The sequence below is a fragment of the Bradyrhizobium manausense genome (assembly GCF_018129685.1).
Lineage (GTDB): Bacteria > Pseudomonadota > Alphaproteobacteria > Rhizobiales > Xanthobacteraceae > Bradyrhizobium > Bradyrhizobium manausense_D.
Genome location: NZ_JAFCLG010000011.1, coordinates 21524 through 35882, shown reverse-complemented (window position 1 = coordinate 35882; position 14359 = coordinate 21524). Strand labels below are relative to the sequence as shown.

Below are 14359 nucleotides of genomic sequence, written 5' to 3'. Positions count from 1 at the left end.
GCGGCCAGTATCTCGGGCCAGCGCCTTTACACTCGCCCTTGAAAGTGAAGGCGCGTTCTAGCTTTGTGTCAATCGAACGCCACGCCGATGCGCGTAGCGCTCCGCCAGACTATTCGACACTGTGAGCAAGCGCCGCCAGGTTCTATTTTCAGCTCGAAGGCATCCGGAATGTTCAGGGCAGCAGGAACTTCGAGGCAGGCGCCTGTGTCCGACAAGTTTCGGACGACGCAACTTATCACGGACGATCGCTGATTGAGAATGATCTTCCCCGTCAACAGCGTGCGGCGACGGCGAGTGGTGCGACGCTCCGTCATAACCAATACCAAACGACGCCGCAGGCGGTTGTCGCTGCCCCGCGTCTCGCCTCGACGGCCACCTTCGCGATTCCCGTATCGCGTGGCAGGTTATTGGCGAGTATTTTGAAGACGAGAGCCCCCGGCATAGCGCACTCGCAATACTTCAACGTAGAAACACCATCCGCGCGGTTTGGCCGAGCAGGACAAAGGCCAAAGATTCGTCCCAGTAGCTCAAGACTCCCAATCTGAATCGTTGGTGGTTCATGAGGGCCAAGGCACAGCTGATAGCCGCGCTCATAAACAGCATCATCGTAAGCGCTTTCCCGAATCCCCAGGGCAGCGGGCTTTGAGCACCGGCAAAGATCAGCACGATCAAAAGTTTGAGAGAAAGGCGACGGAGCACAAAGCGCGAGTCCGACGTCATTTTCGGCTCGGCTGCATAACGACGTCGTATCCGCGAAGAGGCAGTACGAAAGAGACACTGCGATAAACGCAATGTCGGTCGGGCAAAGGCATCCAAGCCCGTGCGGCGAAACCGAAACGCCGCTTTCAGAAAGGTTAAGGACAACGAATAAAGCAATCGCCGAAGACGAGGGCTTCGCGCGACGATGCGCTCGACAAGAACCATATCGATACCCACACTAGACCTCGGATCGAAATAAATCAGAGCGATCACATCGCTAGTGAAGTCGACGCGCCCGTGTCCGGTGAGTCTAAGCGGCTTGATATTGCGCAGGTAGTTATCGCCGAAGACCTTACAATATACGATGGTATATCCCGGATATTGTTTTGTATATCGGATCAACCCCGCAAGACACTGTCACTCAAGGAATGACGGTGATATCCAGCCAATGTCATCTAGCGGCTCCAACCCGCTGCCGACGCATGAGGATCAACGAGCAATGCCAAGCGACAGTAGTCGAGCAAGCGTGCCGCTCAGGTCGTTCTCGCGAGTCTGAATCATCAGTCTCGCCTGTGACGGCCGAGCGGCTCGTCACGGAGGTGAGACATGACTCTCCAATTTTTTACTCTGCCGGCTTCGCTCCGCGTTTCGCGGATCGCCTCGCCGAAACGCAATCCCGCATTCGCCGACCCGCGATGCGAGCGTGACCGTCCTTTCACGAAGTCTCCCCGCACGAACCGGACTCGACTGGTCGCGGCGTGGCGTGTCAATGGCGAGACCGGTCGGCTCGAATGCATCTGGATGCTTGACGCCGAACCAGACACGGGCGGCGGGTTGCGCCGATTGATCGAGCGCGCCGGACTCCTTCTTGCAGTTTACCAGCATGGTCGCTTTGCGGCGTGAGGCGTGTGATGCATTCCCTCACGCTGCATAAGGCCAGCACGGCGATGGTTCTGGTGTCCGCCGGCCTGGACGGGCTTCACCCCCGCCGGGGCGGCAATCCGTACTCGCGCAGAATCGCACGGTCGCGCGAAGGTGCGGACCCTCCCTGGTGAAGAGCGGCTGCGCTGCTCAAGCGCGGTCCGAATGCCGAGCGTCGTGAAGATGCATCGGTTTCATTATCCCCTCAGCCGACCAAGACCCCAAGCGCCGAAGACCGTGCCGAGAGGCGCATGGTCTCGGCGCTTGCGGCAGGAGATTCATCCAATGAATGCCCCCATCCTCAAGGCGGCTCTCAAGCCGCGCGGAAAAGACGAACGCAAGCTGTCGATGAAGGCGGTCCGTGAAGCCCAGAATGGGTTGGATGACACCTTCGAAAACGTCAAAGGCGACCGCAACGGCCTGATTGCCCGAGATGCGATCGAACGGCTGGCAAAAGACGGCCCCAATGAGGTTGCGCAAGAGCGACGCCTGCCAGCGGTTGTTCAGTTTTTTGGCGCTTTCAAGAATCCGTTCATTGCAGTGCTGCTGATCCTGGCTGGGATCAGCGCTGTAACGGACATCTGGCTTCGGCTTCAACATGGCGAGGATGCGGATCCGACAAAAGTCACCATCATCATCGTGATGGTGCTTGCCAGCGCCTTGATGCGCTTCGTTCAGGAGTACCGATCGAGCGCTGCGGCCGAAGCTCTGAAGGCGATGGTCCGCACGACGGCGACGGTTCTTCGTCGAGGATCGGCAACGTCAAATCCCGAAGCATTCGAAATCCCGATGCGAGAGATCGTCGCCGGCGACATCGTGCGTCTTTCAGCAGGGGATATGATCCCGGCAGACGTGAGGCTGATCGAATCCCGCGATCTGTTTGTGAGCCAGGCAGTGCTCACCGGTGAGGCCATCCCTGTTGAGAAGTATGACACGCTCGGGTCTGTCGCCGAGAAGTCCGCGGCGAGCGTAGCGTCCAGCGAAATGAACGCGCTCGACATGCCCAACGTCTGCTTCATGGGCACCAACGTCGTGAGCGGCACGGCGACCGCGCTTGTCGTTGCCACGGGTGCTCGCACCTATTTCGGATCGTTAGCCAAGGCGATCGTCGGATCGCGCGCTCAAACGGCGTTCGATCGCGGCATCAACAGTGTGAGCTGGCTGCTCATCCGCTTCATGCTCGTCATGGTTCCTGTCGTCTTTGTCATCAACGGCCTGACCAAAGGCGACTGGGTGGAAGCGCTGTTGTTCGGCCTTGCCGTCGCCGTCGGACTTACCCCCGAAATGCTGCCGATGATCGTTTCCTCGAACCTCGCGAAGGGCGCCGTAGCGATGGCGCGGCGCAAAGTCGTCGTGAAGCGACTCAACGCCATTCAGAACTTCGGCGCGATGGATGTTCTCTGCACGGACAAGACCGGCACGCTGACTCAGGACAAGATCATTCTGGAGCACCACGTCGACGTTACCGGGCAACCCAACGCTGACGTTCTCCGGTTGGGCTGGTTGAACAGCTACCACCAGAGCGGCGTGAAGAACCTGATGGATCAGGCCGTCGTGCGATTCGCCGGGGCGGAGCCAGCCATCACGAACACGGCCGCGAGCTACCGAAAAGTCGATGAACTTCCGTTCGACTTCGTGCGCCGCCGACTCTCAGTGGTCGTCGAGGGCGAGGACGGAGATCACTTGCTCATCTGCAAGGGCGCGGTTGAGGAGATGCTGTCGATCTCTACGCACGTCAGAAGAGGCAAAGATCTGATCCGCCTTGGTGACGTTGAGCGCAAGAATCTGGCTGCGATGGCTCGGGCGTACAACGAGGACGGATTCCGTGTGCTGGTCGTCGCCACCCGAGGGTTTGTGGCGTCCGAGGCCAAGACGCATTATGCCATCGCGGACGAAGCCGATCTCACGATTCAGGGGTTCCTTACTTTTCTCGACCCGCCAAAGGAGACGGCTGGACCAGCAATCGCTGCGCTCGCGGAGCATGGCGTCAAGGTCAAGGTTCTTACGGGCGACAATGCGGTCGTGAGTGCCAAGATCTGCCGTGAAGTAGGACTTGAACCGGGCCAAGCCGTACTCGGGCGCGACATAGAAAAATTGGACGACACCGCGCTTCGCGTTTTGGTCGAGGAGCGGACGATCTTCGCGAAGCTCACTCCGCTCCAGAAGTCGCGTGTATTGCAGGCGCTTCAGGCTAACGGTCATACCGTCGGATTTCTCGGTGACGGCATCAATGACGCCCCGGCGCTGCGCGATGCCGATGTCGGCATTTCCGTCGATAGCGGCGCCGATATTGCGAAGGAGTCGGCCGATATCATCCTGCTCGAGAAGAGCCTGATGGTTCTTGAGGAGGGTGTGCTGAAGGGGCGCGAAACCTTCGGCAACATCATGAAATACCTCAACATGACCGCCAGCTCGAACTTCGGAAACGTGTTTTCAGTGCTGGTGGCGAGCGCATTCATTCCGTTCCTGCCGATGCTGTCGATCCATTTGCTCGTGCAAAACCTGATGTACGACATTTCCCAATTGGCGCTGCCTTGGGATCACATGGACAAGGAGTTTCTCAGCAAACCGCGGAAGTGGGATGCCAAGAATATCGGTCGTTTCATGATCTGGATCGGGCCGACGTCCTCGATCTTCGACATCACGACGTTCGCTCTGATGTGGTTCGTCTTTGCCGCCAATAGCCCGGAGCATCAATCGCTCTTTCAGTCGGGCTGGTTCATCGAGGGCCTGCTTTCTCAAACGCTCGTGGTCCATATGCTGCGTACCCAGAAGATTCCCTTCGTCAACAGCACAGCGGCTTTGCCGGTCTTGCTGATGTCGAGCGTCATCTGCGTACTGGGGATCTATTTGCCGTTCTCTCCGCTGGGAGCAGCCATCGGATTGCAGCCCCTGCCTATCGCCTACTTCCCGTGGCTGGCCGGAACGCTGCTCTGCTACTGCCTCGTCGCTCAACTGATGAAGACCGTCTACATCCGCCGGTTCGGACAATGGTTCTGACGGCCAAGCGCATGAGAGGTCCTGATCATGTCCACATCACCGTTGATCCTGAGATTTGCGCCGCCGCAGGCTGGAGACTGCCCGCGACAAGGGCCGCCACCGCCGAGGCGACAAGCGCCGCGTCCGCCCCACAATCGCGAGCCGGGCGATGCCAGGTCGTCGCTTCGGAATCGGTTGGACAGACGTTTGTGTTGGGCTTTGGCGGTTTTGGCGATGTTCGTGACGCATGCGGCCGTTCACCTTGCTCGTCGCCGTCTGCTGGACGGTTTCAAGCTCAGATTCCTGCTGCGTTGCGGCGCACGGTTGAACAGAGCGGCGATATCGCGAATGCGGCGTTGCCGCTGGTGAGCCACACAAGCGCAAAACGATCGCTTGCATGGAACCAAAGCACGAGGCCCGGACCTGAACCGGACTTCGATCAGCAAGGAGCTTCAAATGGACGACCCATCTAGTCGCGGCGCGACCAACAACTCGCGCCGCTTGAATTCACGAGAAAACTAGGAGGGCAGCTCGCGGCTATTGGCGCCGGGCGCTCTCGCAACCCGACGCCAGGAGTAGCCCATGACTTATTTTACGACCCACGGACTTCCCAATTTCACTATCACCACCGGACTGAAGGTTTTCAGGCGTCGTCGGGTTCTTTTTTGCCGACTGATGGTGATCGCTTTCTACTTGCTGGCGCTCGGTCTTGTAGCGGTTCTTCAGGTAACCAAAGCGCACGCGCAAGAACTTCAAACGACTCCCGGCCATCCGGATGCGGCACGGCTCAACACTAGTGGACCGCAACCCATCCTGGCGATGCCAACGAAGGCACCGGGGGCCTCGCGTGACAATAAGGTGGAATCGGGCGGGCCCGACTGGTCGGGCGTCTATTTTGGCGGACACACCGGTTTCGGGGCTGGCAGCCTTGGCCCGGGAACGAACCCCGTCTTGAATCAGTCCGTTGGCCTGCCGCCTACGGTGACAGGAATGATCGGCGGCTTTCAGGGAGGCTACAACTTTCAGGCCAGCGATCGTTGGGTGCTCGGCGCGGAAGCCGATGTCACTTTTGTGAGCCCGCCCGATGAGACGCGACGGATACCGGCTCCCTTCAACACATCCCTGGATGTCGTGGGGACGGTGCGTGGCAGGATCGGCTATGCTTTTGGCCCATTCCTCCCCTATGCAACGGGAGGCCTCGCTTGGACACGAACGAACGTCGACATCAATGGCGATGACGGCAGCGTTTTGTCAAAACTGGGGCGCTGGCACGCTGGGTGGACGGCAGGCGCAGGTGTCGAAATGGCCTTGGGCGGACCATGGACGGCACGCGTCCAGTACGACTACCTCGATCTGGCTTCCTCGACCTATCGACTCGATGGTGCCGGACTGCGCGATGTGTCCGTCCGCCCCCGAACCCAGAGGTTCACGCTTGGCCTGAACTACCGACTGGGCGATGTGGCCTCGACACTCCCAAGACCACCGGCAACTGTCGAAATGTCGCCGGACTGGAATATTCATGGCCAGACCACATTCATCGCCCAAGGCTATCCCGCGATTCGTTCCCCCTACGCTTCCAGCGCCAGCCTGCCCGGTGGTGGGCAAGTTCGTGAGACGTGGACCGCGGACGCATTTCTTGGCGTGAGGCTTTGGGACGGTGGTGCGTTCTATTTCAATCCCGAGCTAGCCCAAGGCTTCGGGCTGAACGGGACGCTCGGACTCGCAGGCTTTCCAAATGGAGAAGCGCAAAAAGGCGGCGCTGAATTTCCGAAATTTCGGCCACAGCGCTACTATCTTCAGCAGACATTCGGTCTTGGTGGCGAGCAGGAGGATGTCGCAGACGGCCCCCTGCAACTGGCGGGGCGACGCGATATCGATCGCGTCACTGTCACGGTTGGTCGTTTCGCGGTTGGCGATTTCTTCGACGCGAATGCCTATGCCAAGGATCCGCGCGCGGATTTCATGAATTGGGCAATCTGGTCGTCGGGGGCCTATGACTTCCCCGCCGACCTTCCCGGCATGACGCGCGGTGCGGTCATCGAGCTGAATCGTAAGGATTGGGCTGTGCGAGCCGGGGCCTTCCAAGTGCCCAGGGAGCCGAACAGTGATGTTTTGGTCTTCAATGGGGGCGGCGGTGGCGCCGTCGAGTTCGAGGAACGGCACAGCCTGTTCGGGCAGCCGGGTAAGGTTCGGATCGGCGCTTTCATCAACCGTGGTTACACCGGCGCGTATCGCGACGCTATCAACCTCGCGCAAGCGAGCCCTCAAACAGATATCAACGATGCGATGACGGCCCTGCGCCGCAATCAGAATAAGTATGGCTTTTATGGAAATATCGAACAGGCTTTGACAGCTGACCTCGGGCTTTTCGCCCGTGCAAGCTGGAACGACGGCCGCACCGAAATCCTCTCCTTCACGGACATCGACCGCAGCATTTCCGGTGGTTTCTCCCTAAAGGGTTCTGCATGGGGACGGCCTGCGGACACGATCGGAGTCGGTGCTGCGGTCAACGGCCTCTCGAGTGCACATCGTAACTTCCTCGCCGCCGGAGGCACGGGGTTGCTGATCGGTGATGGGAGACTGCGCTACGGCCACGAGTCGATCGTCGAGGCGTATTACGCCTTGCGGGTCAACGGCTGGAGCACCGTCACCTTCGACTATCAGTTTGTTGCAAACCCCGCCTACAACGCCGACCGCGGACCAGCCTCGATTCTGTCGCTTCGCGCCCACGCCGAATTCTGACAGCGAGTGGAGTGGCAATTCCAGCAATAGCGCGGGCTTGCGCCTCGGGAGGGCGCGACCGACGCAACGAGATGGGAACACATTCAGATGGATTGGCAAAGCCTTGGCCACACCGCACTCACGCTCGGGGGCGCATTCCTTCTTGGCGGCTTGATCGGCTTCGAACGGCAATGGCGCCAGCGCCTGGCCGGGCTGCGAACCAATACCCTCGTCGCGCTCGGCGCGGCCATCTTCGTCCTCTTTGCCGGGCTGTTCCCCGGCGAGGCGAGCCCGACGCGCGTTGCGGCCCAGATTGTTTCCGGCATCGGCTTTATGGGCGCCGGCATCATCTTCAAGGAAGGGTTGAATGTGCGCGGGCTCAACACCGCCGCGACGCTGTGGTGCTCCGCCGCGATCGGCGCGCTGTGTGGGGCCGGATTTTTCTTTCATGCATTGATTGCGACGACGTTCGTCATCGCCGTCAACGCAGTTCTGCGCCCGCTCGTGCGCCTCGTTGAGCGCCAGTCATTCGCCGCAAGCCCGTTGGACAGCGCATATGCGATCAGCATCATCTGCCATGGAGAGGCTGAGGCGCATGTTCGGGCGCTTCTTCTTCGCGATCTCGCCGGTGCGCTGCACATCCGCGACCTCGAAAGCACGAATATCGAGGACACAAACCGAGTCCAGGTGAGCGCGACAGTGCGAGCCGACACTCGGCAGGATCGCCTTTTGGAACAGATTATCGGTCGTCTCAGTCTGGAGCCGCTGGTAACATCTGCTCGGTGGCGGTTCGAGCCAGGCGAGTGACCGAGAAGCAATAGTTATCTAGGTACACGGCGGAGTAGATTCTCCAGGGAAGAATATTGAAAGTAGGTAAGTTGATCGAGAAGGTGAACAATGCTCAAGATCGCCAATGATATACGTCCCGGATCGGCGCTGACGTTGATCGCGATGGGCGTTGCGATGGCCGGCATTTTTATCGCCGATACGGTCACGGACTACGCCATCGCAGCGGCCGTATTCTACACAGCGGTCATTCTCGTTGCGACACGCATCTTGTCTGGCACGGCTGTAGTGGCCCTCGCTTGCATTTGTGTCGCGCTGACCCTGATCAGTTTTTTCTTGACCCACTCCGGTGCGTATGAGGTCGGCATCGTCAATACCGGGATTAGTATCGTTGCGATCGGCGTTACAACCTATCTCAGTTTAAGGATGGTGGCTGCGAAGGCCGAGGCGCTGGAGGCGCGCGATCGGCTTTTGCGAATTGCGCGGGTCACGACGCTCGGTCAACTGTCGGCGTCGATCGCGCACGAAGTCAACCAGCCCCTGGCTGCCGTCGTCGCCAGCGGCGGCGCGTGCACCCGATGGCTTGCCCAGGAGCCGCCAAATCTCGACAAGGCCCGCCTCGCGCTCGACCGCATCGTCAGCGATGCCAACCGGGCAAGCCAGGTCATCGCGCGCATTCGCGCCCTTTCGAAGGGCGAGGCGCCGCGCCGACAACCATTCGACCTCAGGGAAGCTGTCATGGAAATCGCGACCTTGTCGCGCGGCGAGATCGAGCGTGGCGGCGTCGCCTTGCAACTGGACCTGCATGACGGCCTACCTCGCGTTTTTGCCGATCGGGTCCAGATCCAGCAGGTCATCAGCAATCTCGTCCTCAATGCGACCGAGGCGATGTCGGACCGCGCATTGCCCGAGCGTCGTCTGCGAATTGCCGCCTCGCAGGATGGACGGGATGCGATCGTTCTCGCGGTGGCCGATTCCGGCACCGGTCTGGCGCCGGGAGCTCGTGAGCACCTCTTTGACGCCTTCTGGACGACGAAAGAGGGAGGCATGGGTCTTGGCCTTACCATCAGTCAGACGATCGTTGAAGCGAATGGCGGACAGATTTCCGCGGCTCCAGTCCCTGGAGGCGGGACCGTATTTGAGGTGCGCCTGCCGCGCCACATGGAGGCAGCCTGATGAAAAATGAACCGACGGCGGATTCGCGGCCGCAGCCCATCGTCTATGTCATCGATGACGATCGGTCCGTTCGCGCCGCGCTCGAAGATTTGCTCGCATCCGTTGGGCTACAGGTGCGCTCGTATAGCTCGGTTGCCGAATTTCTGGAAAGCTCCATGCCGGACGCGCCCGGCTGCCTGCTGCTCGATGTGAGAATGCCCGGACAAAGCGGGATCGATTTTCATCGGCAAATGCCTGAATACGGCATTCATCTGCCGACGATATTCATCACGGGACATGGGGACATCACGATGGGCGTGAACGCCATCAAGAATGGCGCCTTCGAGTTCTTGACCAAGCCGTTTCGCGACCAAGACCTGCTGGATGCTATCCAACAAGCGATCGAAAAAGACCGGCGAAGGCGCGAGAGCGAAGCGCGTTCGCTGGATTTGAATGCGCGTTGGGAGACATTGACGCCCGGCGAACGAGACGTTTTCAAGCTCGTTGTAAAGGGCCTCCTCAATAAACAAATCGCCGCCGACCTGAATGTTAGCGAGATCACGGTGAAGGTTCGCCGTAGCCATCTCATGCAGAAGATGCAGGCCAAGACGATTATTGACCTTGTTAGAATGTCGGACAGTTTGAGCGTTTGAATCTCGACTGAGAGGAGAGCCCCTGCACCGCGAACTGGTGCGCGATCTGCGCGGGCGTGCCACCCCCCCCCTTTCAGAACACGGTATATTTCGAAGATACGTTGGTATATCGAATCTATATAAGATCATCGGCCAATGAGCGTCTGTAGCCGTCTATTCTAGGGTGAGAATCGGGAGGTCTTGCCTTAGCTGCGGTCGGGGCGCGATGGTCGTGGTAGATGGTGCTTACAGAGCGATGCTCGCAACGAGCGGACGATGGACCGTCGCGAGGCCAGGAATCATTTCGAATAGATCTCGGTCGCAATTGACCGATGCTTGAATTCCGCCAGATCCGGTATTTTCTTGCGGCGGCCGAATATGGCAGCTTCCGAAAGGCGGCCTTGGCCTTGGGAATACAGGAATCGGCGATCAGCCGTCGCGTTCGCGATCTCGAAGACGAACTCGGCGCTTCCCTATTTCAGAGGCACAACGGCGGCGTCTGCCTGACGTTGGCAGGACAGCAGTTTGTGCGTCGAGCACGCAAAGCACTTCAACAGATCGACTGCGGCGCGAAGGATGTGGCCGCCATAGGTCGCTCCGAGCGGGGGCATATCAAGGTCGGCATCTTTTCGTCGCTCGCGTCTGGATTCCTGTCCGATCTGCTGGGAGCCTACGGCAAGGAGCATGCAAGTGTACGGGTCGAATTTTTTGACGGCGATCCTGCGGATCACGTTGCCTCGATCCGGCGACTTCAACTCGATGTGGCTTTTATCACGGGAACCACACAGTGGTCGGACTGTGAAACAGAGCAACTTTGGTCCGAGCGAGTATTCGCCGTACTTCCCAGCGATCATCCTCTCTCTGAGAAATCGGAGCTTGGCTGGCGTGATCTTGTGGACGAGAGATTCATTGTAAGTGACGGTGCCCCTGGATCGGAAATTCACGACTATTTGGTTCAACGCCTCGCCGATCTTGGGCGTCACCCAGAAATCGATACCCAATACGTCGGGAGGGACAATCTCCTGTCGCTTGTGGCGATCGGCCAAGGCGTCACGGTCATGAGCGAGGCCGGGACGGCGGCTCAGTTTCCGGGAACTGCCTATCGGCAGCTTGCCGGCGAGGTTCTGCCGTTCTGCGCGGTGTGGTCGCCGCGGAATGATAACCCGGCCTGGCGCCGCCTCCTCAGTCTTGCGCGTTCAATGTCGCGCTCGGCTGCCGCCACAATCATTCAGACGGTTTCGGCAGTTCTTTTGACTTCCTCGCTTTCGCAAATCCCCGATCCGTGGCTATGAACCGCTCCAGCATCGGAGCGATGAGGCGAACGGGATCGGCCGGCGGTTGCCTCGCTTCGCGGCCGAGAATTTCTGCGTAGGCCGTTAGGTCGCGATGCAGGCTTGCCGGTAACTCCACCGTGACCTTCACCGGTTTGTCGTCGACGATCGCTCCCAATTTCAGCTTGGTCATGTCAGCCTCCGTAGGGTTCGAGAACGAGATCGCGGGTGACGATGACGCGGACGGGCAAGCCTGGCCGGATGGTGAGGGTCGGTGCGATGTTGAGCTGGCGCTGGACGATCTGCTGGCCGGTTTGACTGACGCTATTGGAGGCACCCTGTCGCAGCGCCCGCACAATATCGCTGTCCTGGCCAGACGAGCCCGCCTCCGCACCGATGCTCAGAATCGTGGAAAGTGCAGCGGCCTTGAACAGTTCGCCCCAGTGATAGTCGACGCCATCCTCAAGGCCCGCATAGCCCTCGGCGTCCGCACCAGGCTGACGCTCCAGAACGATGGAGCGGCCATTGGGGAAGATCAGCCGGTTCCAGACGAGAAGTATGCGCCTCTGACCGAAGCCGACGCCACTGTCATACTGGCCGATAACGCGCGTGCCCTGTGGCACAAGCAGGATCTTGCCGGTCGGGCTGTCATAGATGTTCTCCGTCACCTGTGCGGTGATCTGACCCGGCAGGTCGGAGCGGATGCCGGTGATGAGCGCGGCCGCGATGACGGCGCCGGCCTGCAGGACGTTCTTCGACGCTGGCGCGGCAACGCGATCCGGCGAGACAGTGCGCTTGTCGGGCGTCTGATTGAGGAATGCGAGCTGACGATCCTGCGCGGAGGGTGTCGCTGGCTGCGGCGCAAGGCCGAGGCTGGCGAGATCGGCCGACGGCGTGGCGGTCGCAGTCGGCTGTGTCGAAGCTCCAGCCGTAGCGGGCCGAGTCTCGGTGGATGCGAACAGCCGTGCGGTCCGAGCCGCCTCCAGTTCCTGCGCCCGGCGCTGTTCCTCGGGGCTCGGTCCCGTCGGACCTGATGCCGGTGCGCCGATCGGCGGCACTGTGCCACCGTTCTGCGCGTTGAGGATCGGGCGACCGAGGTCGCCGGGCAGCGGCGGGCCGAGCTTCGGGACGCCGGAATAATCCTTCGGCAATCCAGCCAGACCGTCCGGTGTCGAGCGGTTGTCCGTAGAGTAAAGCTCCTGACCCTGGCCGCTGTGACGAGTCTGGAGCGCATAGATCAGCGCCCCACCGACACCGAGGCTTGCCGCAAGACCCAGACCGGCCAGCACCTTGCGGGACAGGCGGGTCACACGCGGCGGCTCGGCGCGCAGCCGCATGGTCGCGGCCGGCTCGCCGGTCAGCGGCCGAGCGTCGTCGTCGGTCGGCTGAGGCTGGGGCGCCGAACCGGGCGTCCGGCCTTCCTCCTTTTCGGGATCGCGTTCGTCGCTCACGATGCCGGCCTCCCGTCGGTGCGGGAGATGCGGACACGCTTCTGGTTCTTGCCCGCGCCGAACCGCAGTTCGGCGGCGGCGAACAGTCGATCGACGATCATGTAGTTGCCGCGCACGCGATAGTTCACCAGCTCGGAGGTGTCGCCCTCCGGTCCGACCACGAACAAGGGCGGCATCTCGCCCTGTCCGATGCCGCGGGGGAATTCGATGAACACCTGCTTGCCGTCATCGAAGGCGCGCAGCGGCCGCCACGGTGCGCGGTCGCCGGTCACCTCGTAGCGGAAATTGACACGGGCGAGATCGATGCCGCCCGACACCGGCTGCGCGGCCTCGGCTTGGCTGTTCTGGCGGCGCAGCGCGATGAGCTGGTCCTGCGGATATTGCCAAGACACCGATGCCATATAGGTCGATGGCGTCGCGCGCAGCTCCATGTGATAGGTGCGCCGGTCGGTGTTGATGACGAGATTGGTCATCAGCTCGGCCCGCGTTGGCTTCACGAGGATATGGACCTGCTTGGCCGCGCCAACGCCGCTCTCGGTATCGCCGATGATCCAGCGCACTGTGTCGCCAGCGGCGACAGGACCGGAGCCGACGAGCTGCTCGCCGGGCTGAAGCGCGATGTCGGTGATCTGCCCCGGCGAGGCGTAGACCTGATAGAGCGCGCCATCGACGAAGGGATAGACCTGCATCGAGTTGATGAAGCCGTTGCGGACGGGCTGGACGCGCGCTGCGGCATTGGCCTGGTTGACGCGCGCGGCGGGATCGGACGGTTCCGGCTCGGGCTTGCCGTCCTTGCCGATGGGCTTCAACTGACCAGGCAGCGGGAGCGGTTTGGGAAGCTCCACCACCCGGACGGGCGCTGGCGGATCGGAGGTCTGCACAGCCGGCACCGCATTGTCGTAGGAAATCTCCGGCGGCGGGGTGTGAGTGGCGCACCCTGCCAGCGCCGAACCGGCGAGCAAGATTCCCGGCAAAGCGGATTTGCGGAAAACCGGAACTACGTGGATGAGCAAAGCCGGGAGCCCTGCACTCCAAGGGGCGGCTTTGCGGAGTGCGGGCGTCATTGTCCAAGCTCCTTCGACCAGTTGATGGCGTTGATGTAGATTCCGAGTGGGTTCTTCCGCAGCGTGTCGGCGTCGCGTGGGGGCTGCACGACGACGGTGAGGATCGCGGACCAGCGTTCGGTGGAGGCCAGTGAGCCGTCCTGATAGCGTCGCTCGATCCAGGCGATGCGGAAGCTCGACGGCGAGGCGCGGATCACCGACGACACTTCGATCGCGATCTGCTGCTTGCCGACCTTGGTGAAGGGGTCGTTGGCGCGCGCATAATCGTTCAGCGCGAGCGCGCCACCCTGTGTCGTGAAGTCGTAGGCGCGCAGCCAGTTCTGCCGCACGATGATGGCGTCGGACGGGATCGAGCGGACCTGCTCGATGAAGCGCGCGAGGTAGAAGGCGATTTGCGGATCGTTTGGCTGATAGTCGGCGGTCGCCGGCGCGATCGCCTGCGCCTGGCCGAGCCGGTCGACCTGCACTACCCAAGGCACGATCGAGCCGTTGGCGGACTGCCAGACCAGCGCGGCCGAAAGGCCGCCCGCGAGGGCCAATGATCCGAAGGCCATGTAGCGCCAGTTACGGGCCTGCACGCGGGCGGAGCCGATGCGATCGTCCCAGACCTGAGCGGCGCGCTGATAGGGAGTCTCGGGCTGAGGGGCTTTGCCGTAGTGGGTGGATGGTCGCTTGAACAT

The 14359-nt window shown here is 61.0% G+C and carries 13 protein-coding genes; 7 read left to right on the top strand and 6 right to left on the bottom strand.

All coding sequences use genetic code 11. The features are described 5' to 3' along the window. Window positions 1-68 precede the first annotated feature (68 nt). Entirely contained in the window at window positions 69-314 is a 246-nt protein-coding gene (locus JQ621_RS36035) for a PilZ domain-containing protein (protein ID WP_080655009.1), read from the bottom strand. Window positions 315-459: 145 nt separating this feature from the next. Continuing rightward, entirely contained in the window at window positions 460-936 is a 477-nt protein-coding gene (locus tag JQ621_RS23785) for a hypothetical protein (RefSeq protein ID WP_124810153.1), read from the bottom strand. 369 nt (window positions 937-1305) lie between these two features. Here JQ621_RS23785 and JQ621_RS23780 point away from each other — a divergent pair, with 369 nt between their 5' ends. The 7 genes from JQ621_RS23780 (at window position 1306) to JQ621_RS23750 (ending at window position 11185) form a co-directional block, all read left to right on the top strand. Beyond that, the gene (locus JQ621_RS23780) at window positions 1306-1602 is read left to right on the top strand and encodes a hypothetical protein (protein ID WP_006022569.1); all 297 of its coding nucleotides are present in this window, start codon (window positions 1306-1308) and stop codon (window positions 1600-1602) included. A gap of 303 nt (window positions 1603-1905) precedes the next feature. Beyond that, on the top strand, window positions 1906-4620 hold the full coding sequence (gene mgtA / locus JQ621_RS23775; protein ID WP_006022571.1) for a magnesium-translocating P-type ATPase: 2715 nt from the start codon (window positions 1906-1908) through the stop codon (window positions 4618-4620). A gap of 561 nt (window positions 4621-5181) precedes the next feature. Further along, window positions 5182-7341 (top strand): carbohydrate porin, encoded by a 2160-nt coding sequence (locus JQ621_RS23770; RefSeq protein ID WP_006022572.1) that lies wholly within the window; start codon window positions 5182-5184, stop codon window positions 7339-7341. A gap of 87 nt (window positions 7342-7428) precedes the next feature. Next, a complete protein-coding gene (locus JQ621_RS23765; protein WP_006022573.1) occupies window positions 7429-8127 on the top strand; it encodes an MgtC/SapB family protein in 699 nt (232 codons plus the stop codon). A 90-nt stretch (window positions 8128-8217) separates the two neighbouring features. After that, window positions 8218-9282, top strand: coding sequence for a sensor histidine kinase (locus JQ621_RS23760; RefSeq protein WP_006022574.1), 1065 nt, complete (start codon window positions 8218-8220; stop codon window positions 9280-9282). Next, on the top strand, window positions 9282-9914 hold the full coding sequence (locus JQ621_RS23755) for a response regulator transcription factor (RefSeq protein WP_006022575.1): 633 nt from the start codon (window positions 9282-9284) through the stop codon (window positions 9912-9914). The genes JQ621_RS23760 and JQ621_RS23755 overlap by 1 nt, the downstream gene beginning before the upstream one ends. Window positions 9915-10225: 311 nt before the next feature. Then, on the top strand, window positions 10226-11185 hold the full coding sequence (locus JQ621_RS23750; RefSeq protein ID WP_024343196.1) for a LysR family transcriptional regulator: 960 nt from the start codon (window positions 10226-10228) through the stop codon (window positions 11183-11185). Here the strand turns inward: JQ621_RS23750 and JQ621_RS23745 are convergent. The 4 genes from JQ621_RS23745 to trbF are packed head-to-tail and all read right to left on the bottom strand — an operon-like array spanning window position 11118 to window position 14359. Continuing rightward, window positions 11118-11357, bottom strand: coding sequence for a DUF2274 domain-containing protein (locus JQ621_RS23745; RefSeq protein ID WP_006022577.1), 240 nt, complete (start codon window positions 11355-11357; stop codon window positions 11118-11120). The genes JQ621_RS23750 and JQ621_RS23745 overlap by 68 nt on opposite strands. Before the next feature lies 1 nt (window position 11358). Then, window positions 11359-12615 carry a TraB/TrbI/VirB10 family type IV secretion system protein gene (locus JQ621_RS23740; RefSeq protein ID WP_006022578.1) on the bottom strand — a complete coding sequence of 419 codons (1257 nt, stop codon included), beginning with the start codon at window positions 12613-12615 and terminating at the stop codon, window positions 11359-11361. Further along, window positions 12612-13679, bottom strand: coding sequence for a P-type conjugative transfer protein TrbG (gene trbG / locus JQ621_RS23735; protein WP_006022579.1), 1068 nt, complete (start codon window positions 13677-13679; stop codon window positions 12612-12614). Before trbG ends, JQ621_RS23740 begins: the two co-directional genes overlap by 4 nt. Beyond that, on the bottom strand, window positions 13676-14359 hold the full coding sequence (trbF, locus tag JQ621_RS23730; protein ID WP_006022580.1) for a conjugal transfer protein TrbF: 684 nt from the start codon (window positions 14357-14359) through the stop codon (window positions 13676-13678). Before trbF ends, trbG begins: the two co-directional genes overlap by 4 nt.

What these genes read in the sequence shown, in the direction of transcription:
- JQ621_RS23770 (WP_006022572.1), top strand. Translation starts at nt 5,182, where the DNA reads ATGACTTATTTTACGACCCACGGACTTCCCAATTTCACTATCACCACC.
- mgtA (WP_006022571.1), top strand. Translation starts at nt 1,906, where the DNA reads ATGAATGCCCCCATCCTCAAGGCGGCTCTCAAGCCGCGCGGAAAAGAC.
- JQ621_RS23780 (WP_006022569.1), top strand. Translation starts at nt 1,306, where the DNA reads ATGACTCTCCAATTTTTTACTCTGCCGGCTTCGCTCCGCGTTTCGCGG.
- trbG (WP_006022579.1), bottom strand. Translation starts at nt 13,679, where the DNA reads ATGACGCCCGCACTCCGCAAAGCCGCCCCTTGGAGTGCAGGGCTCCCG.
- JQ621_RS23760 (WP_006022574.1), top strand. Translation starts at nt 8,218, where the DNA reads ATGCTCAAGATCGCCAATGATATACGTCCCGGATCGGCGCTGACGTTG.
- JQ621_RS23765 (WP_006022573.1), top strand. Translation starts at nt 7,429, where the DNA reads ATGGATTGGCAAAGCCTTGGCCACACCGCACTCACGCTCGGGGGCGCA.
- trbF (WP_006022580.1), bottom strand. Translation starts at nt 14,359, where the DNA reads ATGTTCAAGCGACCATCCACCCACTACGGCAAAGCCCCTCAGCCCGAG.
- JQ621_RS36035 (WP_080655009.1), bottom strand. Translation starts at nt 314, where the DNA reads ATGACGGAGCGTCGCACCACTCGCCGTCGCCGCACGCTGTTGACGGGG.
- JQ621_RS23755 (WP_006022575.1), top strand. Translation starts at nt 9,282, where the DNA reads ATGAAAAATGAACCGACGGCGGATTCGCGGCCGCAGCCCATCGTCTAT.
- JQ621_RS23745 (WP_006022577.1), bottom strand. Translation starts at nt 11,357, where the DNA reads ATGACCAAGCTGAAATTGGGAGCGATCGTCGACGACAAACCGGTGAAG.
- JQ621_RS23750 (WP_024343196.1), top strand. Translation starts at nt 10,226, where the DNA reads ATGCTTGAATTCCGCCAGATCCGGTATTTTCTTGCGGCGGCCGAATAT.